The organism is Bradyrhizobium sp. SZCCT0231 (genome assembly GCF_018130245.1).
GTDB lineage: Bacteria > Pseudomonadota > Alphaproteobacteria > Rhizobiales > Xanthobacteraceae > Bradyrhizobium > Bradyrhizobium japonicum_F.
Window position 1 is genome coordinate 58,235 of record NZ_JAFCKP010000012.1, and the last position, 23,195, is coordinate 81,429.

Sequence of the window (23,195 nt, forward strand, 5' to 3'; positions counted from 1 at the left end):
ATGATATTTATTGATAATTGGGCGCTACGCAAGAATTCGCGTGCCTTCCGTTCAGCCCGGCCATTGGCCGACCTGCGGCGCGCGCCGGGAGACCTGCCATACCTTCCCCGCCCTTCGCAAAAGCGGGATTTCCGTGCTAGGACACCGCCTTAGCAGAAGGTTGAACTCCCATGGCCGCCCCCCTCAAAGCCGTCGACGGCAATGCCGATCTCCAGACGCTGATGTCTGACCTCGGAACCCGTGCCCGCGCCGCCGCGCGCGTGCTGGCGCTGGCGCCGCCGGAGCAGAAGAACCGGGCGCTGGAAGCCATGGAACGGGCGATCCGCGCGAACTCGGCCGCGATCCTTGCCGCCAATGCCGAGGACGTCGCGGAGGCCCGCGCCTCCGGCAATTCGACCTCCGCCTTCATCGACCGCCTGACGCTGACGCCGGCGCGGGTCGAAGCGATGGCCGAAGGCATCGGCATCGTGCGCGACATCGCTGATCCCGTTGGCGTCGTCACCGAGAGCTGGCAGAGGCCGAACGGCATGACCATCGAGCGCGTGCGGGTGCCGCTCGGCGTCGTCGGCGTGATCTTCGAGAGCCGTCCGAACGTCGCGGCGGATGCCGGCGTGCTGTGCCTGAAATCCGGCAATGCCGTAATCCTGCGCGGCGGCTCGGACAGTTTTCGTTCGTGCCGCGCCATCCATGAGTGCCTGGTGCAGGGCCTGTGCGAAGCCGGCCTGCCTGAAGCTGCGATCACGCTGGTGCCGACGCGCGACCGCGCCGCGGTCGGCATGATGCTATCAGGGTTGAACGGCGCCATCGACGTCATCGTGCCGCGCGGCGGCAAGAGCCTCGTCGCGCGCGTCGAGCAGGAAGCGCGCGTGCCTGTCTTCGCGCATCTCGAAGGCGTCAATCACGTCTATGTCGATGGCAGCGCCGACCTCGCCATGGCGAAGTCGATCGTGCTCAACGCGAAGATGCGACGCACCGGCGTCTGCGGCGCAGCCGAGACGCTGCTGGTCGATCGTGCCGCCGTTGCATCGAGCCTGAAGCCGCTGGTCGAGATGCTGCTCGATGCCGGCTGCGAGGTGCGCGGCGACGACGCCGTGCAGAAGACCGATGCACGGGTCAAGCCTGCCAGCGAGGACGATTGGGACACCGAGTATCTCGACGCGATCATCGCGGCGAAGGTGGTGGACGGCGTCGACGGCGCGATCGCACACATCCAGAACCACGGCTCGCATCATACCGACGCAATCGTGAGCGCCGATGAGCGTGCGGCGAAGCAATTCCTGAGCGAGGTCGATTCCGCGATCGTGCTGCACAACGCCTCGACCCAGTTCGCCGATGGCGGCGAGTTCGGTTTCGGCGCCGAGATCGGCATTGCCACCGGCCGGTTTCACGCCCGTGGCCCGGTCGGCGCCGAGCAGTTGACGAGCTTCAAATATCGCGTCCACGGCACCGGACAGACCCGGCCGTAGACGTCGCGAGGCGCGGGCATTGAGCAACAATTTCGTCGTGCCGCGTTTCGTGGCCCAAGCGGTCCCGCCCCACACCGAGGGCATGCGCATCGGCCTGCTCGGCGGCTCGTTCAATCCGCCGCATCAGGCGCATCGCGCGATCAGCCGGTTTGCGCTCAAGCGATTGCAGCTCGATCGCATCTGGTGGCTGGTCACGCCAGGCAATCCGCTCAAGGAGAACGGCAATCTGCACGAGCTCGGCGCGCGCATGCAGGCCGCGCGCGACGTCGCCAACGATCCGCGCATCGAGGTGAGCTGTCTCGAATCCGTCATTCGCACCCGCTATACTATCGACACGATCAACACCTTGCGCCGCCGCTTCCCGGGCTTGCGCTTTGTCTGGATCATGGGCGCCGACAATCTCGCTCAATTCCATCGTTGGCAGGACTGGCGGCGCATCGCCGCCCAGGTGCCGATGGCAGTGATCGATCGCCCGCCGCAGAGCTTTCGCGCCCTCAGCTCGCCCGCCGCCCAGGCGCTATCGCGCTACCGTCTGCCCGAGGATAAGGCGGCCCTGCTTGCAGATCGGCCGGCGCCGGCCTGGGTGTTCCTGACCGGATTGAAGCTGAATCTCTCCTCAACGGGCCTGCGGAACCCGGACGGGAGCTGGAAAGGTACGAAGTGAGACGAATGTGCGGACATGGTGTGGACTACGGGCTCTCTGGCATATTGAAACCCTTAACCCCACATGATGTAGTGTAGCCAGCGAGCGCCGGATTCGGCGTTCGCGATACAGTGAAAGGAATGGTCCCTGACCGCATCTGTATTGTCCAAGCCTGTTTTACCCAAGGTTGCCAAACCTACGCGTAAAACATCGACCAAAGCTGCGGCCTTGAAGGCGCAACCCGACGCCGACAAGACCCTGAGCCTGATCCTCTCCCGCCTCGAGGACATGAAGGCGGAAGAGACGGTCACCATCGACCTTCGCGGCAAATCGGCATACTCCGACTACATGATCGTCACCACCGGCCGGGTGAACCGGCACGTCGGTGCGATCGCGGAGAATGTCACGAAGGGCCTCAAGGAAAACGGCATCAAGAACATCCATGTCGAGGGCTTGCCCAATTGCGACTGGGTGCTGATCGATTCCGGCGACGTGATCGTGCACGTGTTCAGACCCGAGGTCCGCGAGTTCTACAATCTCGAGAGATTGTATACGCAGGGCCCAGGGGCGGCGAAGGCGATCTAGGCTCATCTGGCCGATTTCGAATCGGCTGACGCGCATGCTAGCGTCGTGCGCGCGCGTGATGCGCGCGGTCTTGAAAACGCGACCCTGAAGCCACGACCCTGAAGACGTGGTCCTAGAGACGCCATGCGTGTTGCTGTCATTGCGGTGGGCCGGCTGAAGCAGGGCCCCGAACGGGAGCTTGCCGACCGTTATTTCGAGCGGTTCGACGAGGCCGGCCGCAAGCTTGGCTTCCGCGAGCTCAGCATCCACGAGATTCCCGAGAGCCGCGCGCGCGACGCCGCGACGCGGATGACTGAAGAGGCCGCGGCGATCTCGGCGCATATCCCGGACAAATCGATCCTGGTGGCATTGGACGAGCGCGGCCAAAATCTCGACTCCACCGTATTCGCACGTCATCTGGCGCGCTGGCGCGACGAGGGGGCGGGACATACTGTCTTCGTGATCGGAGGGGCGGACGGACTTTCGCCCGAATTGCGCCGTAAGGCCAAGCTCGCGATCGCGTTCGGCTCTGCGACCTGGCCGCACCAAATGGTCCGCGTCATGCTTCTGGAACAGCTGTATCGGGCCGCCACCATCCTGGCTGGCCACCCCTATCACCGCGCGTGATGCGCGCCACAACGAGCACCTTTGCCTAAAGCGATGCGAGCGCCCGTCCTCAATCTGCTGATTGCAAGCCTCGCAGGCGCAAACCTCGCAGGCACAAGCCTCGCGCAAGCTCAGACGGCAGCGCCGGCGCCCCAGACCGCGGCGGTCTCGCCCGACGCCATCAAGCAGCGCGAGCAGGAGCTGGAGGCCGCGCGCGCCAGGCAAAAGAGCGCGGAAGAAGCGCAGGCCAAGCTCAAGGCCGAGATCACCGCGCTCGGCCAGGACCGCACCCAGCTCAATCAGCAGCTGATCGAGACCGCCGCCGGTGTGCGCGCCGTGGAGACCAAGATCGACGAGGCCGAAGCGCGACTGCGCGCGCTGAACGGCCGCGAGCAACAGATGCGCGCTTCGCTCGATTTGCGCCGCGCCCACATCGTCGAGGTGCTGGCGGCCTTGCAGCGCGCCGGCCGGCGCACGCCGCCGGCGCTGCTGGTGCGGCCCGAAGATGCGCTGCAGTCATTGCGCACCGCGATGCTGCTCGGCGCCGTCGTACCGGAATTGCGCGGCCGCGCCGAGAAGATCGCGGGCGAGCTCGGCGAGCTCGTGGCCTTGCGCAAGACCATCGCCATCGAGCGCGACCAGCTCGCCTCCGACCGCGACAAGGTCCACAACGACCAGACCCGGCTCACCGCTTTGGTCGACGAGCGGCAGCGCCAGCAGGCGGCACGCGAAAAGGATTTGGACGCCGAGAATTCGCGCGCCATCGCGCTATCAAGGCAGGTCGGCGATCTCCAGGGGCTGATCGCCAAGATGGAGCAGGACCTGCAAAGCGCCGCCAAGGCGGCCGAGAAGGCGGCTGAGGCTGCAAAGCAGGCCGAGGCCAAGGCGGCCGCCAGCGCCAACTCCGGCGCCAAGTCGGGCCCGGGCGCTTTCAAGGACAAGTCCCGCACCACCCCGGCGATCGCCTTCGCCTCGGCCAAGGGCCTCCTGCCGCTTCCGGTTAACGGTAACAAGATCAGGGATTTTGGCGGTTCCGACGGGGTCGGCGGGGTCCAGAAGGGTATTTCGCTGGCCACCAAGCCAGGCTCCCAGGTCACGACGCCGTGTGACGGCTGGGTGGTCTATGCCGGCCCATTCCGCAGCTATGGACAACTCTTGATCCTCAATGCCGGGGGCGGGTATCATGTCCTGATCGCCGGGATGGAGCGCATTTCGGTCAACATCGGACAGTTTGTGCTCACGGGGGAGCCGGTCGCGACCATGGGGTCGACATCTCAAGTCGCCTCCATTCTCGCCACGAACGCGAGTCAACCTGTGCTGTATGTCGAGTTCCGTAAAGACGGCACTCCAATCGATCCAGGCCCATGGTGGGCCGCAAATGAAGGCGAGAAGGTTCGCGGATGATGCGCAAGACTTCAGTAATCCTGCTCAGCGCAGCCACCGGTGCGGCGCTGACGCTGTTCGTGACCCAGCCGCGCGCGGTGTTCATGGGCTCCAGCGCGCGAGCCGCCACCGCGGACACCTATCGCCAGCTCAACCTGTTCGGCGACGTGTTCGAGCGCGTGCGCTCCGACTATGTCGAGAAGCCCGACGACACCAAGCTGATCGAATCCGCAATCAGCGGCATGCTCACCGGCCTCGATCCGCATTCGAGCTACATGGACGCCAAGAGCTTCCGCGACATGCAGGTGCAGACCCGCGGTGAGTTCGGCGGCCTCGGCATCGAGGTCACGATGGAAGACGGCCTGATCAAGGTGGTCTCGCCGATCGACGACACGCCGGCCTCGCGCGCCGGCGTCATGGCCAACGACATCATCACCAATCTCGACGACGAGGCCGTGCAGGGCCTGACCCTGAACCAGGCGGTCGAGAAGATGCGCGGCCCGGTCAACACCAAGATCAAGCTCAAGATCATCCGCAAGGGCCAGGACAATCCGATCGAGGTCACCCTGGTCCGCGACAACATCCGCGTCCGCTCGGTGCGCGCGCGCGTCGAGCAGGATGACATCGGCTATATTCGCATCACCACCTTCAACGAGCAGACCACCGAAGGCCTGAAGCGCGAGATCTCCAGCCTCTCGAACCAGATCGGCGACAAGCTGAAGGGCTTCATCATCGACCTGCGCAACAATCCGGGCGGCCTGCTCGAGGAAGCCGTCACCGTCTCCGACTCGTTCCTGGAGAAGGGCGAGATCGTCTCGACCCGCGGCCGCAATGCCGAGGAGACCCAGCGCCGCACCGCGCATTCCGGCGACCTGACCAAGGGCAAGCCGGTCATCGTGCTGGTCAATGGCGGCTCGGCCTCGGCCTCCGAAATCGTCGCCGGCGCGCTGCAGGACCACAAGCGCGCGACGATCGTCGGCACGCGCTCGTTCGGCAAGGGCTCGGTGCAGACCATCATTCCGCTCGGAAGCGGCAACGGCGCGCTGCGGCTGACCACTGCCCGCTACTACACGCCGTCGGGCAAGTCGATCCAGGCCAAGGGCATCGTGCCCGACATCGAGGTGCTCCAGGACGTGCCGGACGAGCTGAAGTCGCGCACCGACACCAAGGGCGAGGCTTCGCTGCGCGGCCATCTGAAGAACGATGGCGACGAGAAGACCGGCTCGCAGTCCTACGTCCCGCCGGATGCCAAGGACGACAAGGCGCTCAAGCTTGCCGGCGACCTGCTCCACGGCATCAAGAACAGCGCCTCCGCCGCCCCCACGCCGGGTGGCGACAGCAAGGCCACGACCGACAAGCCCAAGGCTGCGAACTAAGTCGGCGAACTAAGGCGGCGCCACGCGCGATCTCGCGAAAAGGGCGGCTCCTCGAGCCGCCCTTTTTGCTTGGAACTCCTGCCGTCCCCGGCCTATCGCGGCCTGCCGCCGCTTGACCACGGCGTGGTATCGTCCGCTGGAGTGATTCGGGATCGCGCATGACTGAAACGGCCGATGATCTGAGCGCCCCGCTCGGACAGGACAAGCCGCGCCGGAAACGCCGGCTGCGGCTGCCGTTCACCGCCATGCAGCTGCTGGCCGTCCTGCTCGGCCTGTTCCTCGTCACCTTTGCCGGCTTCGCCATCTTCAACAAGGACCCGCTCGGCGGCGAGCCGATCATCCGGATCGCGATCCGCGCTCCCAATGCCACGGACGAGAAGCCGGCAGCCTCCGGCCACGGCTCGGAGAGCAAGCCGGAAGGCAGGCACGAGACCAAGGAGGCGCCGAAGCAGGCCGTCCCCGGAGAGCAGAAGACCATCACCATGATCGACGGCTCGACCGGCGCCCGCCACGACGTGGTGATCGGCAGCGGCGATGCTGCGGACAAGGGCGAGGCAGCGTCCGCCCCGCCGCCCGTCATGGCCGGGATCAATCCGAAGCTGCTGGAGAAATCACGCTACGGCATGATCCCGGCGGTCGCCGACGGGCTGAAGCCGTTCAACGTCTATGCGGCGGACGCCGACCGCGCCAAGGCCGCCAAGATGCCCGTGGTCGCGATCGTGATCGGCGGCCTCGGCGTCGGCGCCGCCAAGACCCTAGATGCCATCATGAAGCTGCCGCCGGCGGTGACGCTGGCCTTCACGCCCTACGGCGCCGACCCCGGCAAGCTCGCCGAGCGGGCCCGCGCGCAGCGCCACGAGATCTTCCTCCAGATCCCGATGGAGCCCTACGACTTCCCCGACAACGATCCTGGGCCGCAGACGCTGCTGACCTCGCTCAGCCCCGACCAGAACATGGACCGCCTGCACTGGCACCTCAGCCGGATGCAGGGCTATGCCGGCCTCACCAATTTCATGGGCGCCCGCTTCATCGCGACCGAGCCGGCGATGCAGCCGATCATCCGCGAGGCGGCCAAGCGCGGCCTCGGCTTCTTCGACGACGGCTCCTCGCCCCGCAGCATCGCGCCCCAGGCCGCGGCGAATCAGGCGATGCCGTTCGGCAAGGGCGACATCGCGATCGACGTGGTGCCGACCCCGACCGAGATCGACCGCGCCCTGAACAAGCTCGAATCGACGGCGCGCGAGCGTGGCATCGCTGTCGGCACGGCCTCCGCCCTGCCCGTCTCGATCGAGCGCATCAGCGCCTGGACCAGGACATTGGGCGACCGAGGTATCCTTCTGGTGCCATTGACAACCGCGATGCTGAAATCAAAATCCAGCTAAATCAACGAATTGGTACGGCACGGCTCCCGCGGGGCCGCATCAAGCCGGACCTGAGGCATGCGAGAGGTCTGGCGGAATGGCGCGTTACGAGGATCTGCCCTACCGGACCTGCGTCGGTGTGATGCTGATCAATCCAAAGGGACTGGTGTTCATCGGCCGCCGCGCCGGTGGCATCGAGCATGTCGATGACGCCCATGTCTGGCAGATGCCGCAGGGCGGCGTCGATCCCGGCGAGGACACCTGGGAAGCGGCCAAGCGCGAGCTCTACGAGGAGACCAGCGTACGCTCGGTCGAGCGGCTCGGCGAAGTCCCGGACTGGCTCACTTACGACATTCCACGCACGGTTGCGGGACGCGCCTGGAAGGGCCGCTACCGCGGCCAGCGCCAGAAATGGTTCGCGGTCCGCTTCACCGGCAAGGACAGCGAGATCAACGTCGAAAAGCCCGGCGGTGGCGGCCACAAGGCGGAATTCGTGAGCTGGCGCTGGGAATCGATGAAGAACCTCCCCGGGCTGATCATCCCGTTCAAGCGCCCGGTCTATGAGCGCGTGGTGAAGGAATTTTCCGCGCTGGCGGATGAATGATCCTTATTGTCGTCCCGGGGCGATGCGACAGCATCGAACCCGGGACCTCGAGATTCCGGGTTCGCGCTCCGCGCGCCCCGGAATGACGACGAGAGATATTTGCAAGTGACCAATGAAAAGCCCTACCGCCCCAATGTCGGCATCGCGCTGTTCAACACCGATGGCCGTGTGCTGATCGGCCACCGCTTCAAGGGCGACGGGCCCGAGATCATCCTGCCCGGCCTCGACTGGCAGATGCCGCAGGGCGGCGTCGACGAGGGTGAGGACTTACGCGACGCGGCGATGCGCGAGCTCTGGGAGGAGACCAGCGTCGTCAGCGCCAACTATCTCGGCGAGACCGACTGGCTCACCTACGAATTCCCACCCTATGACGGACCGCAGACGCACCGCCTCGCGAAATTCCGCGGCCAGCGGCAAAAATGGTTCGCGCTGCGCTTCACCGGCAAGGATGACGAGATCGATCCGCTGACCCCGCGCAACGGCCAGCCTGCGGAGTTCGACGCCTGGCGCTGGGAGCGCCTCGACCGCGTCGCCGACCTCGTGGTGCCGTTCCGCCGCGAGGTTTATCGCGCGGTGGCGCGAGAGTTTACGGGGTTCGCAAGCTGAACTGCGAAAACAACCCCATGCACAGTAGAGATGGGGCTGAAATCATTGAAGAATTTTTGGCGGAAAATTTCGGCGTGAGTGGACACCGTCTTCGGAGCGCTAGTCGCGTCTAGTCGGGGCAAATCCTAATTGATCGGTCCCACCGTGAAGGGGCCGATGGCGATGACGTGGCAATCGCGGTCGCGTTTGGCGCAGTCGGCGAGCGCGGAGGTGACGGCGGTCTGCTCGTCGGCGGCTTTGAGGCCGAGGCCGGGCCGGCCCGACGTGCCGACGGCGACGGCGTTCCAGCCCATGGCGTCGGTGAGCTTGCGTACGACCTCGCCACGCGCGTCGGCCATGATCGAGGCGTTGGAGGCGGCATTGAAGAAGCCGGTGACCCGGAACAAGGTCGGGATCGGCACGACGAAATTGTCGTCGATCGCGACGACCAGGCAGGCAACGCCGGCGATCGCGCCGCACGATTCCAGCGAGCGCCGCGCGGCATCGTCGGCGGATGAGGCGCCCAGCACCATGAAATATTGCCCGCCCGGGCTGAGCGCGACCGAGCGGGATTTCGCCGCCGGCGCGAACATGTTCTCGAGCCGGATCTTTTGCGGATCGCGCACGATGGGAAAATCCTTCGAGGCGAATGCCCGCTCGGTCATGGCGTCATACCGGACGTACGGCGCTGGCGGCATCGGCGGCTTGCCGTGGGTGTAGACGACGTTGTTGCCGACTGCATAGAGCTCGCAGCGCCGCGGCGATTGCGCGGCATCGGCGCGCTTCTGGCACTGCTCGAGCGCCATGCTGCGCGCGGCGTCCTCGTTCGGCTGGTTCAACGCCGAGCCGGTGAAGCCGCCGACATTGAGCGCGAAAGCCTTGTAGTCGCCGGCCGCTGAATATTCGCCAGCCAGGAAGTTGCGGACGCGCTCGTTGATGAAGGGCACGCTGTCGGCCGCGAGCTTGCCTGCCATCGGCGCGGCGGATGGTAACGGCGCGGGCATCGGCGCCATCGCGGCGCCGGCGTTCGGCGGCGTCATCGGCGTCTTTGCCATTTGAGTCGGCATCGGACTCGGCGTTGCGCTCGGCACGGCACCCGGTGGCGCGGCCAGCTTCGATGCGGCGGTCGCGGTCTGCTTGAGCTTGGTGTTGTAGAGAAAGCCGGTGACGACGATGCCGACGATCGAGACCACTGCGACCACCAGCGGCCACATCCACACCGGCGCCGCGGCCAGCTTGGCGCCCGGCTTCTTCAGCTGCGGCTTGGAATAGCTGCCGTCCTCGCGCCGCATCGCCACCATATAGGCGTGCACCGGCGTCGGGATGTTCTTGACCTCCTGCGCGCCGATGTCGGCGAACTGCACCGAGAGCTTGTTGGCGACCTGCTCATGCACCGCGCGGGAGACGCAGATGCCGCCGACCTCGGCAAGGCCTTCAAGGCGCGCGGCGATGTTGACGCCGTCCCCCAACAGATCGCCGTTGCGCTCGACGACGTCGCCGATGGTGATGCCGATGCGGAACGACATCTGCCGGCTCGGCGGGTAGGCCATGTTGCGCGTTCGCAAGCTTTCCTGGATGTCGATCGCGCAGCGCACCGCATCCACCGCGCTCGGGAATTCCGCGAGCACGGCATCGCCCGCCGTGTTGAAGATGCGCCCGCCCGCCTTGGCGATGAAATCGTCGACGACCTCGCGATAGGAGGCGAGACGCCGCAGCGTCTCCTCTTCGTCTTCCGCGACCAGCCTCGAATACCCGGCAATATCGGCTGCGAAAATCGCCGCGATCTTGCGTTTCATCTGCCACCGGCCCCCGGAACAAATCCGCGGGCGCAGAATGCCGCTATCGGGAGCGCGGTGCAACAAAGTTTCAGCGCCCGCCACGGTCGTGACGAGCGCTGAACTTATTCAGGAATTTTGAACCTTGAGCCCCGGAGCAGCTGCGCCGGGGCTTAGTGCATAGCCGTGGAGCTGAGCTGCTGCTGAATGCTCTTGAAGTGGTCGAGCCGCTCGATGGCCTGATCGAGCTCGTCGCCTTCGTGCTCCTTCAGCCCCTCTTCCATCTCGGCGATGGTCTCGGCGAACTGTGCCCGATCGAGCTCGTCCAGCGAGGTCGCGACGTCGGCGAGAACGGTCAGGCCGCTCTCCGAGACTTCGGCGAGGCCGCCGAGCACGATGATCTTCTCGTGGCGGCCAGCGGTGGTGATGGTGAGGATGCCGGGCCGGATCGCAGCCACGACCGGCGCATGTCCCGCCAGCACGCCGAAGTCCCCCTCGACGCCGGGGATGTCGACCTGGTCGACCTCACCCGTGAAGGCGAGCTTTTCCGGAGAGACGAGATCGAAGTGGAAGGTGGCCATGGGCTATCCGTTGTTTTCCGCTTGTCACCCGCGGGCTTGACCCGCGGGTCCATCCATCAGAATTCTTAACTGATGGATTGCCGGGTCAAGCCCGGCAATGACACCTAGAATTAGGCGGCTTCCGCCGCCAGCTTCTTGCCCTTCTCGACCGCCTCTTCGATGGTGCCGACCATGTAGAAGGCGGCTTCCGGCAGGTGGTCGTACTTGCCTTCGACCAGGCCCTTGAAGCCCTTGATGGTGTCGGCGAGGTCGACGAACTTGCCCGGCGAGCCCGTGAAGATTTCGGCGACGTGGAACGGCTGCGACAGGAAGCGCTCGATCTTGCGGGCGCGGGCCACCGTCAGCTTGTCCTCTTCCGAAAGCTCGTCCATGCCGAGAATGGCGATGATGTCCTGGAGCGACTTGTAGCGCTGCAGCACCTGCTGGACCTGACGGGCGACGGCGTAGTGCTCCTCGCCGACGACCAGGGGCGAGAGCATGCGCGAAGTCGAGTCGAGCGGGTCCACCGCCGGATAGATGCCCTTTTCCGAGATCGCGCGCGACAGCACCGTGGTGGCGTCAAGATGCGCGAACGAGGTGGCGGGCGCCGGGTCGGTCAGGTCGTCGGCCGGCACGTAGATGGCCTGCACCGAGGTGATCGAACCCTTCTGCGTGGTGGTGATGCGCTCCTGCAGCGCGCCCATGTCGGTCGCGAGCGTCGGCTGATAACCCACCGCCGAAGGAATACGGCCGAGCAGCGCCGACACTTCCGAACCCGCTTGCGTGAAGCGGAAGATGTTGTCGACGAAGAACAGCACGTCCTGGCCCTGGTCGCGGAAGTGCTCGGCGACAGTCAGACCGGTCAGGCCGACGCGGGCGCGGGCGCCCGGCGGCTCGTTCATCTGACCGAACACCAGCGCGCACTTCGACTTCACGCTCGGATCCGGATTGTGCGGATCGGCGTTGACCTTGGACTCGATGAACTCGTGATAGAGGTCGTTGCCCTCGCGGGTACGCTCGCCGACGCCGGCGAACACGGAGTAACCGCCGTGCGCCTTGGCGACGTTATTGATCAGCTCCTGAATCAGCACGGTCTTGCCGACGCCGGCGCCGCCGAACAGGCCGATCTTGCCGCCCTTCGCATACGGCGCGAGCAGATCGACGACCTTGATGCCGGTGACGAGAATTTCGGCTTCGGTCGACTGGTCGGTGTAGGTCGGCGCTTCCTGGTGGATGGCGCGGGTGCCCTCCGACTTGATCGGGCCGGCCTCGTCGATCGGCTCGCCGATGACGTTCATGATGCGGCCCAGCGTACCGGCACCCACGGGAACCGAGATCGGCTGGCCGGTGTCGGTCACTTCCTGGCCACGCACCAGACCTTCGGTGGCGTCCATCGCGATCGTGCGGACGGTCGACTCGCCGAGATGCTGCGCGACTTCCAGCACCAGGCGGTTGTTGCCGTTCTTGGTCTCCAGCGAGTTGAGAATCGCCGGCAGGTGGCCTTGGAACTGCACGTCGACGACGGCGCCCATGACCTGGGTAACGCGACCGATCTGTGTGGCTGCTGTAGCCATTTACTGTCTCCTTCGATCCGAATTTCGTGTCCGGTCAGACTGCTTCTGCGCCGGAGATGATTTCGATGAGTTCCTTGGTGATCTGAGCCTGACGCGTGCGGTTGTAGACCAGCGTCTGCTTGCGGATCATCTCGCCGGCATTGCGGGTGGCGTTGTCCATCGCCGACATCTGCGCACCGTAGAACGAGGCGTTGTTCTCGAGCAGGGCGCGGAAGATCTGCACCGCGAGGTTGCGCGGCAACAGGCGCGTGAGGATCTCGTCCTCCTCCGGCTCATATTCGTAAGACGTCGTGCTCGCAGCCGCGCCCTCCTCGACCACCAGCGGGATGATCTGCTGGGCGGTCGGGACCTGTGCGATCACCGACTTGAATTGCGAGTAGAACAGCGTGCAGACGTCGAACTCGCCGGCGTCGAAACGGGCCAGAACCTTCTTGGCGATGTCCTCGGCGTTGACGAAGCCGAGCTGGCGCACGCTGCGCAGGTCGAGATGCTCGACGATCTGCTTGTCGAACTGACGGCGGAGCTGCTCGTAGCCCTTGCGGCCGACGCAGAAGAACTTCACGTCCTTGCCCTGCGCGCTCAGCGCCAGGGCGCGCTCGCGCGCCAGGCGCACGATCGAGGAGTTGAAGGCGCCGGAGAGCCCGCGCTCGCCGGTGCAGACCAGCAGCAGGTGCACCTGGTCCCTGCCGGTGCCGGCCAGCAGCGGCGGCGCGCCGGGCGAGCCCGCCGCGGCGCTGGCGATGTTGGAGATCACCACGCTCATCTTGTCGGCATAGGGACGCGCCGCTTCGGCGGCGGTCTGCGCACGGCGCAGCTTCGAGGCCGCGACCATCTGCATGGCCTTGGTGATCTTTTGCGTCGCCTTGGTGGAGGCGATGCGGACGCGCATGTCTTTAAGTGACGCCATTCTTCGTCCCCGACGGTTCGATCCCTCGGATCAAGCCGCTAGCCTATCCCAGTCGTCATGCCCGGGCTTGTCCCGGCCATCCACGTTCTCCGTCTTCCACGCACAAGACGTGGATGGCCGGGACAAGCCCGGCCATGACGGCGTTCTTATGCGAAAGACTTCGCGAAGCCTTCGACCACCGACTTCAGCTTGGCAGCGCTGTCGTCGGAGAGGTCGCGGCTGTCGCGGATCGCGTTGAGGATGTCGGCGTGCTTGCCACGCAGCAGCGAGAGCAGGCCGTCCTCGAACGCGCGCACCTTGTTGAGCGGGAGCGGATCGAGATAGCCGTTGGTGCCGGCCCAGATCACGCAGACCTGCTCTTCCATCTTCAGCGGCGAGAACTGCGGCTGCTTCAAGAGCTCGGTGAGGCGCGAACCGCGGTTGAGCAGGCGCTGGGTCGAGGCGTCGAGGTCGGAGCCGAACTGCGCGAACGCCGCCATTTCGCGGTACTGCGCGAGCTCGCCCTTGATCTTGCCGGCGACCTTCTTGGTGGCCTTGGTCTGCGCCGAGGAGCCGACGCGCGACACCGACAGACCGACGTTCACCGCGGGACGGATGCCCTGGAAGAACAGGTCGGTTTCCAGGAAGATCTGGCCGTCGGTGATCGAGATGACGTTGGTCGGGATGTAGGCCGACACGTCGTTGGCCTGGGTCTCGATGACCGGCAGCGCGGTCAGCGAACCCGAACCCTGGTCCTTGTTCAGCTTCGCCGCGCGCTCGAGCAGGCGGGAGTGCAGATAGAACACGTCGCCGGGATAGGCTTCGCGGCCCGGCGGGCGGCGCAGCAGCAGCGACATCTGGCGGTAGGCGACGGCCTGCTTGGACAGATCGTCATAGATGATGACCGCATGCATGCCGTTGTCGCGGAAGTACTCGCCCATGGTGCAGCCGGTGAAGGGCGCGATGTACTGCATCGGCGCCGGATCGGAGGCGGTGGCGGCGACGACGATCGAATATTCGAGCGCGCCCTGCTCTTCCAGCACCTTCACGAACTGGGCGACGGTGGAACGCTTCTGGCCGACCGCGACGTAGACGCAATACAGCTTGATGTTCTCGTCGGGCTGCGCGTTGAGCGGCTTCTGGTTCAGGATGGTGTCGAGCGCGATCGCGGTCTTGCCGGTCTGGCGGTCGCCGATGATCAACTCGCGCTGGCCGCGGCCGATCGGGATCAGGGCGTCGATGGCCTTGAGGCCGGTCGCCATCGGCTCGCTCACCGACTTGCGCGGAATGATGCCGGGCGCCTTGACGTCGACGCGCATGCGCTTGTCGGCCTGGATCGGGCCCTTGCCGTCGATGGGATTGCCGAGCGCGTCGACGACGCGGCCGAGCAGACCCTTGCCGACCGGCGCGTCCACGATGGCGCGGGTGCGCTTGACGGTCTGGCCTTCCTTGATCTCGCGGTCGGCACCGAAAATAACGATACCGACGTTGTCGGTTTCGAGGTTCAGCGCCATGCCGCGGGTGCCGTTCTCGAACTCGACCATTTCACCGGCCTGGACGTTGTCCAGACCGTAGACGCGGGCGATACCGTCGCCGACGGACAGCACCTGTCCGACTTCGGAGACTTCAGCTTCCTGGCCGAAATTCTTGATCTGGTCCTTGAGGATCGCGGAAATTTCCGCGGCGCGGATGTCCATCAGCCTGCCTCTTTCATCGCGTGCTTGATCGAATTGAGTTTGGTGCGAAGCGAACCATCGACCATGCGGCTGCCCAGCTTGACGACGAGGCCACCGATGATCGCGGGATCGACTTTCACGTTCAGCGCGACGTCCTTGCCGGTCACCGACTTCAGGGCAACCTTGAGGGCGTCGAGATTCTTGTCCGAGAGCGCTTCCGCCACGGTCACGTCGGCCGTCGTCTCGCCCTTGAACTTGGCGACGAGGGCGCGGTAGGCGCGGATGACGTCAGACACCGCGAACAGGCGGCGGTTGGCGGTCAGCACTTTGAGGAAGTTGGCGGAGATGCCGGCAATGCCGGCCTTTTCCAGTACGGCCGAGAGGGCCCGGGACTGGGCATCGGCCGCAAACACCGGGCTGCGGACGAGGCGCTTCAGATCGGCGCTTTCGTTCAGCAGGGCGTCGAACCTGTCGAGATCGGATTTGACCTCGTCGACCACTTTCTGGTCGCGGGCCAGTTCAAACAAGGCCGTTGCATAACGGCCGGACACACCTGAAACGGACGTATCTTCTGCAGCCACAGACGCGCTCTTTTTGCTGTCAAACTCGCAAGGGAAAAACCGTCGCCACAAAGCGGCGCCTAGCGATCCAAGCCCTTGGAATTCAAGCGGGACTTCGATTTTCGACCAGCACGGGAGGTGCCGGGCTCGTTAAAATCGCGGCTTTGCTAACATAGCAGGCGCGCACGTGCAACATGACGCCAAATTAAAGGCATGGGGTTCTGTCGCCAGTTCGTCGCAGCCGGCAACACCTCGAGCGCGACGGCGACGTCGTTGGCACCGATGTCCTCCCGTGTCGCGAAAATTCGGCGCGAGCCTTAGCGCGATCCTTGGCGGCACCCTTGCCGGCATCCTTGCCGCGATCCCCTCCATTGGTTCCTGCCGTCAGCGCATAGCGGCCATGAACACGGATCACCGAGGCGTGAGTCCGACCTCGCAAGTTCCACGCGCCGAATACTTACCCAATTCTAAACAATCGAGGCGATGACTTCGCTTTACAGTAATTTCAAGTAATTCATAGCTTAATAAATCGTTAAAGCCGAAGATTACGGAACATCGGCCGAATATCGCACGCCGGTAACAAGATATTTCACGACGAAACATAGCGGATTTACTGCCTAATTCACGCCTCATTAGGAATCGAAACGCCAACCCGCTCACAAACTGATGAGGGCTCCACTAGCCACATGTGTGGCAATACTAGCTTAGGGACCACTAAATGCTGTCTTTGAAGACGCTGGGCTCTGTGACCCGGCCGCGCACGGCGATTGCTTTCGTTGCCGCGACTCTCCTCGTCGGTGGAACTGCCACCGAAGCTTCCGCCAAATCCCGGCATCACCGGCACCATCATCACCGGCACCACGCCCAGACCGATACCAACGCGACCTCCGATTGGCGCAATGCCAATGCGTCGATGACGCCGACCTCCGGCACGGGCCACAGCTTCGCCGGCATGGCCTCCTATTACGGCAACGAATCCGGCAGCCGGACCGCGTCGGGCCAGCGCTTCAACCAGAACGCCATGACCGCGGCGCACCGCTCGCTGCCGTTCGGCACCAAGCTGCGCGTCACCCACCGCGGCCAGAGCGTGGTCGTCACCATCAACGACCGCGGTCCGTTCATTCGCGGCCGTGTCCTCGACCTCTCCACCGGAGCTGCCCGCGCCATCGGCCTCACCGGCGCCGGCGTCGGCCGCGTCACCGCGGAAGTCGTCTCCTAAGGCGCGCTCCAGGCGCCTCACGCGCAGTTTTCATCAGTTTGATGCGCGCATGAAACAAGCCCGCGGTCTTGGGGGACCGCGGGCTTTTTTACGTCCTGTCATTCCGGGGCGCGACGAAGTCGCGAGCCCGGAATCCATTCTTCCACCAACTCTGCCGCCCGATGGATTCCGGGTTCGCGCTGCGCGCGCCCCGGAATGACGGCGGAGGATGTGGCCGCGCTCGAGGCCTACAAAAAGCTCTGCGGATCGACGTCGACTTCGAGCTTTTGGTTGCCTGTCGGCTTCGGGCAAACCGCGAGCCAGTTGCGCAGATAGTCCGACAGATCGAAACCGCGCGCCGATTTCACCAGGATGCGGAAGCGGTAGCGGCCCTTGATGACGGCGAGCGGCGCTTCGGCCGGGCCGAGCACCACGACGCGCTCGTCGCGCGGCGCCAGCGCAACGAGCTTGCGGCCGAAACCTTCGGCGCTCGGGCGGTCGCCTGCGGAGATGATCAGGCTGGCGAGCCGGCCGAACGGCGGATAGAGCGTCTTCTCGCGCAGATCGATCTCGCTGTCGTAGAAGGCCTCGCGGTCGCAGGCGATCAGCGCCCGCATCACGGGATGATCGGGCTGATGGGTCTGGAGATAGCCGACGCCGCGGCCCTGCTCGCGACCGGCGCGGCCGATCACCTGGTTGAGCAACTGCCAGGTGCGCTCCGCCGCGCGCGGATCGCCGTTGGAAAGGCCGAGATCGGCATCGACCACGCCGACCAGATTGAGCCGCGGAAAGTTGTGACCTTTGGCCACGAGCTGCGTGCCGATGATGATATCGACGCGGCCCTCCGCGATTTCCGCAAGCTCGCTTCGCATCGTCTCGATCGAGGTGATGAGATCGCTCGACAGCACCATGGTGCGCGCGTCCGGGAACAGCGCCGCCGCCTCTTCCTGCAAACGTTCGACGCCGGGGCCGACCGCGACCAGGGATTCCTCGGCCGAACAGTTCGGGCAGATATGCGGGCGCGGCATCGAGAAACCGCAATGGTGACAGACCAGGCGCTGGCGGAAACGATGATCGACCAGCCAGGCATCGCAGATGGTGCAGGCGAAGCGATGGCCGCAGGCGCGGCACAGCGTCAGCGGCGCATAGCCGCGGCGGTTGAGGAACAGCAGCGCCTGCTCGCGCCGCTCGATCGCGATTCTCATCTCGCCGGCGAGCCGCGGCGAGATGAAGCGGCCGCGCGCGGGCGGCTCGCGGCGCAGGTCGATCGCCTCGATATGCGGCATGTGCTGGCCGCCGAAGCGCGAGGGCAGCGCGATGCGCTGATAGCGGTTCTTGCGCGCATTGACCTCGGATTCCACCGACGGCGTCGCCGAGGCCAGCACGACCGGGATCTTGGCGATATGCCCGCGCACCACGGCCATGTCGCGGGCATGATAATGCACGCCCTCGTCCTGCTTGTAGGCCTGGTCGTGCTCTTCATCGACCACGATGAGGCCGAGATTGGCGTAAGGCAAAAACAGCGCCGAGCGCGCGCCGACCACGACCGGTGCGGTGCCTGCGGAGATCGCGGCCCAATTGCGCGCGCGGGTACGCGGGGTGAGTTCGGAGTGCCATTCGATCGGCCGCACGCCAAACCGCTGCGCGAAGCGATCGAGGAACTGGCCGGTGAGCGCGATCTCCGGCATCAGGATCAGCGATTGCTTGCCGCGGCGGATCGCCTCGGCCACGGCTTCGAAATAGACCTCGGTCTTGCCCGAGCCGGTGACGCCGTCGAGCAGCGCGACGTGAAACGTGCCGTTGGCCGCGAGTGCGCGCATGGTGTCGACCGCCGCGCGCTGCAGCGGCGTGAAATCCGGCCGGCCGAAATCCGGATCGGGCGCCGGCGGCGGCGGAGGCGGCGGCATCGGCTCCACCGTGAGCGTGCCTTCATCGACGAGGCCGTCGATCACGCCTGAGGAGACGCCGGCTTCCTTGGCCGCATCGGACTTGCCGTGCAGCAGCCGGTCCGACAGCAGCGCGATCACCCGCTGCCGCGCCGGAGTCAGCCGCTTCGGGGGATCGCCGGTCAGGCGCACGCCGGCGCGCGCCCGCTCAGGACCGAGATTCTCACCCATCCGCAGGCACATGCGCAGCACCATGCCGCGGGGGCTCAGCGTGTAATTGGCGACCCAGTCGACGACCGAGCGCAGCTCGGGTTTCAGGGGCGGAATGTCGAGCTTCTCGCTGACCTCCTTGAGGCGGTTGTGCAGGCGCGGATCGGGATTGGCGTTTTCGCCCCAGACCACTGCCAGCACCTCGCGGGGCCCGAGCGGCACACCGACGAGATCGCCCGCCTTCAGCTCCATGCCGCGCGGCACCTTGTAGGAATAGGTCTGGTCGAGCGCGACCGGCACCAGCACGTCGACCATGCGGGTCGCAGTGGCGGGGGCGGTGCTGCTGCGCGACGTGTGATCCATGAGCTGAGAATCGGAACCTTGGGGCCTTCAGGCTAGCGCCGCGCGGCGGCCTTAGCGAACAGTAAACCGGTGTGATGCGATATACTGTACGAAATCACCACGTCCAGAGCGCATGAGCAAAGCGGCCGTCCCACAAATCGAGCTCACCAGCGCCGATCCCTCGATCGCGCACGAGATGGCGCGCTGGCTGTCGCATCTCGGCGCCGAGCGGCGGCTGTCGCCGAAGACGCTGGAGGCCTATGGCCGTGACTTGCGGCAGTGCCTGGATTTCCTCTGTGCGCATTGGGGCGAGCGCGTCACGCTCAAGCGATTCGCCGCGCTGGAGGCCACCGACGTGCGTGCCTTCATGGCGATGCGTCGCGCCGACGACATCGCCGGCCGCAGCCTGATGCGCGCGCTGGCGGGCCTGCGTTCGTTCGGACGTTTTTTGGAGCGCGAGGGCAAGGGCAAGGTCGGCGCATTGTCGGCGATCCGCGCGCCAAAAGTTGCAAAGAGCCTGCCGAAGCCGTTGCCGATGGCATCGGCAAAACGTCTTGCCGATGCCGACGAGCGCGCTGGCGAGGAACGCGAGACCTGGGTCCTGGCGCGCGATGCCGCGGTGATGGCCCTGCTGTATGGCTCGGGCCTGCGCATCTCCGAAGCGCTCGGCCTGAAACGCCGCGAGGTGCCGCGTCCCGGCGAAGGCGACGTGCTGGTCGTGACAGGGAAAGGCAACAAGACCCGCATGGTGCCGGTGCTGCAAAACGTGCTCGCACTGATTCAAGAGTACGTTGCGATGTGCCCGTATCCGCTGCCGGCGGAAGGGCCGATCTTCGTCGGCGCACGCGGCGGCCCTCTGAGCCCGCGCATCATCCAGCTCGCAATGGAACGGCTGCGCGGCGCGCTGGGACTTCCCGACAGCGCCACGCCGCATGCGCTGCGCCACTCCTTTGCCACGCATCTGCTGTCGCGTGGTGGCGATTTGCGCGCCATCCAGGAATTGCTCGGCCATTCCTCGCTCTCGACGACGCAGGTCTATACCGGGATTGATTCCGAGCGCCTGCTCGAAGTCTATGCCAGCGCGCATCCGCGGCGCTGACACACTGACGTCATAACTTCCTTGCCTCTTGCGCAGCACGCGCGGTTCGGTCAATCGTTACGGAACCGAGGCAGGAGAGATTTATGAGCGCACATGAAAGCATGGAGCATGCCGAGCACGCCGAACACGCGTCCGGCTCGAACAAGAAGATCGCGCTCCTGATCGCTGTGCTGGCGCTGTTCCTGGCCGTCTCGGAGACGCTCGGCAAGGGCGCCCAGACCGAATCGATCAGCAAGAACGTCGAGGCCGCCAATCTCTGGGCGTTCTTCCAAGCCAAGAGCATCCGCCGCACCGTGGTGCTGACCGCGGCCGAGCAGGGCAAGCTCACGCTGGGCGCCACGGCCGACGATGCCATCAAGGCAACGGTGCAGAAGCAGGTCGACGACTGGACCAAGACCGCGCAGCGCTACCGCTCCGAGCCCGAGACCGGCGAAGGCACCGAGCAGCTCGCCGCGAAGGCCAAGCACGCCGAGCACGATCGCGACGAGGCGACTGCGAAATACCACCATTTCGAGCTGGCGTCGGCCGCCTTCCAGATCGGCATCGTGCTGGCCTCCGCCACCATCATCACCGGCATGATCGCGCTCGCCTATGTCGGCGGCGTGCTGACGCTCGCCGGCCTGATCATGACCGCGCTCGGCCTATGGTGGCCGCATCTGTTGCATTTGCATTGAGGGCGTTGATGCGCGTGGCTTGACGCCACAAAGACAGTGTCATGCCCCGGCTTGACCGGGGCATCCAGTACGCCGCGGCTTCTCGGTTCAATCACTGACGTCTCTGGAATACTGGATCGCCCGGTCAAGCCGGGCGATGACAGAGAGCGTGTGGTGAACAGTTCACCGCGCCTGGTGCACGCTCTTGCGAAAACGCTGGATCTGGCGCAGCGTGCGGGCGGACCAGCCTTCGCCGTTGCCGGCGATCAGCTCGCGGATGCGGCGCTTGATCGGATCGACCAGCGCATGCGCCTTGGCGCGCAGCTTCATCACGAGATCGTAGATCCGCTCGAACCAGTGCATCTCCAAAAGCTTGGCGCGCGTGACGTCGAACACGAAGGCGGTGACGCCGACGCCCACGAGTTTCGCGAACACGATCGTGAAGATCGCGCTGGTCCAGTATTCGTGCGCAAGCAGCCACAGGCCGACCAGCTTGAGCGGAAACAGCGGGATGACGGGGACCGCGAACACGACCAGCGTCATGGCCGGCGACAGCGCATCGACGCGCTCCGTCAGCCATTGCTTGAAGCGCGCAAGCGGGACTGCCGCGACGACCTTTGCAACGATCGGCTCGAGATGGTCCCACAGCCAGGCTTCGATCAGGAAGATGATCGCAAGCAGGACCCAGACCGGTTGAAGGAGGCGGCGCAGCATGTGTTTCCCGCCCGGTTCGGCGCTGGGCGCGTCGTTACATATGGATGGCCCGCTTGCCGACTGCAAGCGCGGCTTCCTTGACGGCCTCCGAGCGGGTCGGATGGGCGTGGCAGGTCCGCGCGAGATCTTCCGCACTGCCGCCAAATTCCATGAGAACACAGGCTTCATGGATCATTTCGCCGGCTTCGCGGCCGATAATGTGCACGCCGAGCAAGCGATCGGTCTTCGCATCTGCGAGAATCTTCACAAAGCCGTCGGTGGTCTGGTTGACCTTAGAGCGGCCGTTGGCGGTAAAGGGAAACTTCCCGACGGTATAGGCCGTGCCCGCCTGCTTCAGCTCCTCCTCGGTCTTGCCGACGGAGGACACTTCCGGCGTGGTATACACGACGCCCGGGATCACATCGTAGTTCACGTGGCCGGCCTGTCCTGCGATGATCTCCGCGACCGCAACGCCTTCATCCTCGGCCTTGTGCGCGAGCATCGGGCCGGCGACGACGTCGCCGATGGCGTAGACGCCCTTCAGGCTGGTGGCGAAATGCGGGTCGATCTGGACGCGGCCGCGCGGGTCGAGTGCAATGCCGGCTTCCTTCAGGCCGAGCCCATCCGTGTAGGGCGTACGGCCGATGCAGACCAGCACGACGTCGGCTTCGATGGTCTCGGCGGCACCGCCGGAAGCCGGTTCGATTTTCGCGAGCAATGCCTTGCTGTTCGCTTCGACGCCGGTGACCTTCGAGGCCAGCTTGAATGCAAATCCCTGCTTTTCAAGGATACGCTGGAATTGCTTGGCGATCTCGCCGTCCATGCCGGGCAGGATGCGATCGAGGAATTCGACCACCATGACTTCGGATCCGAGCCGGCGCCACACGGAGCCGAGTTCGAGCCCGATCACGCCGGCGCCAATGACCAGCAATCTGCCTGGCACCTTCTCCAGCGACAGCGCACCGGTCGAGGACACGATGCGCTTCTCGTCGATGTCGATGCCCTTGAGGCGCGCGATGTCCGAGCCGGTGGCGATCACGATGTTCTTGGTCTCGACCACCTGCGACTTGCCGTCGGCGGAGACCTCGACCTTGCCGGTCCCCAAGATCTTGCCGGTGCCCTTGAGCACGTCGATCTTGTTCTTCTTCATCAGGAACTCGACGCCCTTGACGTTGCCGTCGATGCCCTGCTGCTTGAAGTTCATCATCGCGGGCAGATCGAGCTTCGGCGACGACACCGACACGCCCATCTTGGCGAAGGAATGCCCGGCTTCCTCGAACATCTCGGAGGCGTGCAGCAGCGCCTTGGACGGCATGCAGCCGACATTGAGGCAGGTGCCGCCGAGGGTTGCGTTCTTTTCGACCACGGCGACCTTCATGCCGAGCTGGGCTGCGCGCACCGCGCAGACATAACCGCCCGGTCCGGTGCCGATGACGACGAGATCGTAGGTAGCCATGAGAGAAAGTCCCGTAAGGTTAGGCGTGATGAGGATGTG

At 65.3% G+C, this 23,195-nt stretch carries 21 protein-coding genes; 12 read left to right on the top strand and 9 right to left on the bottom strand.

All coding sequences use genetic code 11. The features are described from left to right. The first annotated feature begins 170 nt into the window (after positions 1 to 170). The 9 genes from JQ566_RS24145 to JQ566_RS24185 all read left to right on the top strand — a co-directional run bounded on the left by JQ566_RS24145 (position 171) and on the right by JQ566_RS24185 (position 8,609). Positions 171 to 1,466, top strand: a complete 1,296-nt coding sequence (locus JQ566_RS24145; protein WP_212376571.1) for a glutamate-5-semialdehyde dehydrogenase — start codon at positions 171 to 173, stop codon at positions 1,464 to 1,466. Positions 1,467 to 1,485: 19 nt separating this feature from the next. Then, positions 1,486 to 2,130, top strand: a complete 645-nt coding sequence (locus tag JQ566_RS24150; protein ID WP_212376574.1) for a nicotinate-nucleotide adenylyltransferase — start codon at positions 1,486 to 1,488, stop codon at positions 2,128 to 2,130. Positions 2,131 to 2,337: 207 nt separating this feature from the next. After that, entirely contained in the window at positions 2,338 to 2,694 is a 357-nt protein-coding gene (gene rsfS / locus JQ566_RS24155; protein ID WP_100236408.1) for a ribosome silencing factor, read from the top strand. 123 nt (positions 2,695 to 2,817) lie between these two features. Further along, the gene (gene rlmH / locus JQ566_RS24160) at positions 2,818 to 3,300 is read left to right on the top strand and encodes a 23S rRNA (pseudouridine(1915)-N(3))-methyltransferase RlmH (RefSeq protein WP_212376577.1); all 483 of its coding nucleotides are present in this window, start codon (positions 2,818 to 2,820) and stop codon (positions 3,298 to 3,300) included. Positions 3,301 to 3,333: 33 nt separating this feature from the next. Then, entirely contained in the window at positions 3,334 to 4,683 is a 1,350-nt protein-coding gene (locus JQ566_RS24165) for a murein hydrolase activator EnvC family protein (RefSeq protein WP_212376580.1), read from the top strand. After that, the gene (locus JQ566_RS24170; RefSeq protein WP_212376583.1) at positions 4,680 to 6,038 is read left to right on the top strand and encodes a S41 family peptidase; all 1,359 of its coding nucleotides are present in this window, start codon (positions 4,680 to 4,682) and stop codon (positions 6,036 to 6,038) included. The genes JQ566_RS24165 and JQ566_RS24170 overlap by 4 nt, the downstream gene beginning before the upstream one ends. 158 nt (positions 6,039 to 6,196) lie before the next feature. After that, on the top strand, positions 6,197 to 7,420 hold the full coding sequence (locus JQ566_RS24175) for a divergent polysaccharide deacetylase family protein (protein WP_212376585.1): 1,224 nt from the start codon (positions 6,197 to 6,199) through the stop codon (positions 7,418 to 7,420). 76 nt (positions 7,421 to 7,496) lie between these two features. Continuing rightward, positions 7,497 to 8,003, top strand: coding sequence for an RNA pyrophosphohydrolase (locus tag JQ566_RS24180; protein WP_212376588.1), 507 nt, complete (start codon positions 7,497 to 7,499; stop codon positions 8,001 to 8,003). A 105-nt stretch (positions 8,004 to 8,108) separates the two neighbouring features. Next, on the top strand, positions 8,109 to 8,609 hold the full coding sequence (locus JQ566_RS24185) for an RNA pyrophosphohydrolase (protein ID WP_212376591.1): 501 nt from the start codon (positions 8,109 to 8,111) through the stop codon (positions 8,607 to 8,609). 125 nt (positions 8,610 to 8,734) lie between these two features. On the opposite strand, the gene JQ566_RS24190 is transcribed toward JQ566_RS24185, so the two are convergent. The 6 genes from JQ566_RS24190 to JQ566_RS24215 form a co-directional block, all read right to left on the bottom strand. Next, a complete protein-coding gene (locus JQ566_RS24190) occupies positions 8,735 to 10,384 on the bottom strand; it encodes an adenylate/guanylate cyclase domain-containing protein (RefSeq protein ID WP_212376594.1) in 1,650 nt (549 codons plus the stop codon). A 152-nt stretch (positions 10,385 to 10,536) separates the two neighbouring features. Next, positions 10,537 to 10,944, bottom strand: coding sequence for a F0F1 ATP synthase subunit epsilon (locus JQ566_RS24195; RefSeq protein ID WP_212376597.1), 408 nt, complete (start codon positions 10,942 to 10,944; stop codon positions 10,537 to 10,539). Positions 10,945 to 11,054: 110 nt separating this feature from the next. Continuing rightward, entirely contained in the window at positions 11,055 to 12,497 is a 1,443-nt protein-coding gene (atpD, locus tag JQ566_RS24200) for a F0F1 ATP synthase subunit beta (protein ID WP_212376600.1), read from the bottom strand. Positions 12,498 to 12,531: 34 nt separating this feature from the next. Then, positions 12,532 to 13,404, bottom strand: coding sequence for a F0F1 ATP synthase subunit gamma (locus JQ566_RS24205; RefSeq protein WP_212376603.1), 873 nt, complete (start codon positions 13,402 to 13,404; stop codon positions 12,532 to 12,534). Between the two features lie 146 nt (positions 13,405 to 13,550). After that, positions 13,551 to 15,080, bottom strand: a complete 1,530-nt coding sequence (atpA, locus tag JQ566_RS24210; protein ID WP_212376606.1) for a F0F1 ATP synthase subunit alpha — start codon at positions 15,078 to 15,080, stop codon at positions 13,551 to 13,553. Continuing rightward, positions 15,080 to 15,640 carry a F0F1 ATP synthase subunit delta gene (locus JQ566_RS24215; RefSeq protein ID WP_212376609.1) on the bottom strand — a complete coding sequence of 187 codons (561 nt, stop codon included), beginning with the start codon at positions 15,638 to 15,640 and terminating at the stop codon, positions 15,080 to 15,082. Before JQ566_RS24215 ends, atpA begins: the two co-directional genes overlap by 1 nt. 697 nt (positions 15,641 to 16,337) lie before the next feature. On the opposite strand from JQ566_RS24215, the gene JQ566_RS24220 reads away from it, so the two are divergent. After that, positions 16,338 to 16,838 (top strand): septal ring lytic transglycosylase RlpA family protein, encoded by a 501-nt coding sequence (locus JQ566_RS24220; RefSeq protein WP_212376612.1) that lies wholly within the window; start codon positions 16,338 to 16,340, stop codon positions 16,836 to 16,838. A 227-nt stretch (positions 16,839 to 17,065) separates the two neighbouring features. Here JQ566_RS24220 and JQ566_RS24225 read toward each other — a convergent pair whose 3' ends face one another. After that, complete coding sequence (locus tag JQ566_RS24225) at positions 17,066 to 19,276, bottom strand: primosomal protein N' (RefSeq protein WP_212376615.1); 2,211 nt, start codon at positions 19,274 to 19,276, stop codon at positions 17,066 to 17,068. 112 nt (positions 19,277 to 19,388) lie between these two features. On the opposite strand from JQ566_RS24225, the gene JQ566_RS24230 reads away from it, so the two are divergent. Both JQ566_RS24230 and JQ566_RS24235 read left to right on the top strand, forming a co-directional pair. Next, positions 19,389 to 20,354 (top strand): tyrosine recombinase XerC, encoded by a 966-nt coding sequence (locus tag JQ566_RS24230; protein WP_212376618.1) that lies wholly within the window; start codon positions 19,389 to 19,391, stop codon positions 20,352 to 20,354. 83 nt (positions 20,355 to 20,437) lie between these two features. Then, entirely contained in the window at positions 20,438 to 21,028 is a 591-nt protein-coding gene (locus JQ566_RS24235) for a DUF4337 domain-containing protein (RefSeq protein WP_212376621.1), read from the top strand. Between the two features lie 162 nt (positions 21,029 to 21,190). On the opposite strand, the gene JQ566_RS24240 is transcribed toward JQ566_RS24235, so the two are convergent. Together JQ566_RS24240 and lpdA are read right to left on the bottom strand one after the other, a co-directional pair. Then, a complete protein-coding gene (locus JQ566_RS24240) occupies positions 21,191 to 21,721 on the bottom strand; it encodes a hypothetical protein (RefSeq protein ID WP_212376624.1) in 531 nt (176 codons plus the stop codon). Positions 21,722 to 21,755: 34 nt separating this feature from the next. Then, positions 21,756 to 23,156 (bottom strand): dihydrolipoyl dehydrogenase, encoded by a 1,401-nt coding sequence (gene lpdA, locus JQ566_RS24245; protein WP_212376627.1) that lies wholly within the window; start codon positions 23,154 to 23,156, stop codon positions 21,756 to 21,758. Between the last annotated feature and the right edge of the window lie 39 nt (positions 23,157 to 23,195).

Bases quoted from the DNA above. Each gene is read 5' to 3' on its own strand.
- JQ566_RS24230 (WP_212376618.1), top strand. From the start codon at position 19,389: ATGAGCAAAGCGGCCGTCCCACAAATCGAGCTCACCAGCGCCGATCCC.
- JQ566_RS24220 (WP_212376612.1), top strand. From the start codon at position 16,338: ATGCTGTCTTTGAAGACGCTGGGCTCTGTGACCCGGCCGCGCACGGCG.
- JQ566_RS24190 (WP_212376594.1), bottom strand. From the start codon at position 10,384: ATGAAACGCAAGATCGCGGCGATTTTCGCAGCCGATATTGCCGGGTAT.
- JQ566_RS24170 (WP_212376583.1), top strand. From the start codon at position 4,680: ATGATGCGCAAGACTTCAGTAATCCTGCTCAGCGCAGCCACCGGTGCG.
- rlmH (WP_212376577.1), top strand. From the start codon at position 2,818: ATGCGTGTTGCTGTCATTGCGGTGGGCCGGCTGAAGCAGGGCCCCGAA.
- JQ566_RS24180 (WP_212376588.1), top strand. From the start codon at position 7,497: ATGGCGCGTTACGAGGATCTGCCCTACCGGACCTGCGTCGGTGTGATG.
- JQ566_RS24240 (WP_212376624.1), bottom strand. From the start codon at position 21,721: ATGCTGCGCCGCCTCCTTCAACCGGTCTGGGTCCTGCTTGCGATCATC.
- lpdA (WP_212376627.1), bottom strand. From the start codon at position 23,156: ATGGCTACCTACGATCTCGTCGTCATCGGCACCGGACCGGGCGGTTAT.
- atpD (WP_212376600.1), bottom strand. From the start codon at position 12,497: ATGGCTACAGCAGCCACACAGATCGGTCGCGTTACCCAGGTCATGGGC.
- atpA (WP_212376606.1), bottom strand. From the start codon at position 15,080: ATGGACATCCGCGCCGCGGAAATTTCCGCGATCCTCAAGGACCAGATC.
- JQ566_RS24195 (WP_212376597.1), bottom strand. From the start codon at position 10,944: ATGGCCACCTTCCACTTCGATCTCGTCTCTCCGGAAAAGCTCGCCTTC.
- JQ566_RS24175 (WP_212376585.1), top strand. From the start codon at position 6,197: ATGACTGAAACGGCCGATGATCTGAGCGCCCCGCTCGGACAGGACAAG.
- JQ566_RS24225 (WP_212376615.1), bottom strand. From the start codon at position 19,276: ATGGATCACACGTCGCGCAGCAGCACCGCCCCCGCCACTGCGACCCGC.
- JQ566_RS24165 (WP_212376580.1), top strand. From the start codon at position 3,334: ATGCGAGCGCCCGTCCTCAATCTGCTGATTGCAAGCCTCGCAGGCGCA.
- JQ566_RS24205 (WP_212376603.1), bottom strand. From the start codon at position 13,404: ATGGCGTCACTTAAAGACATGCGCGTCCGCATCGCCTCCACCAAGGCG.
- JQ566_RS24235 (WP_212376621.1), top strand. From the start codon at position 20,438: ATGAGCGCACATGAAAGCATGGAGCATGCCGAGCACGCCGAACACGCG.
- JQ566_RS24145 (WP_212376571.1), top strand. From the start codon at position 171: ATGGCCGCCCCCCTCAAAGCCGTCGACGGCAATGCCGATCTCCAGACG.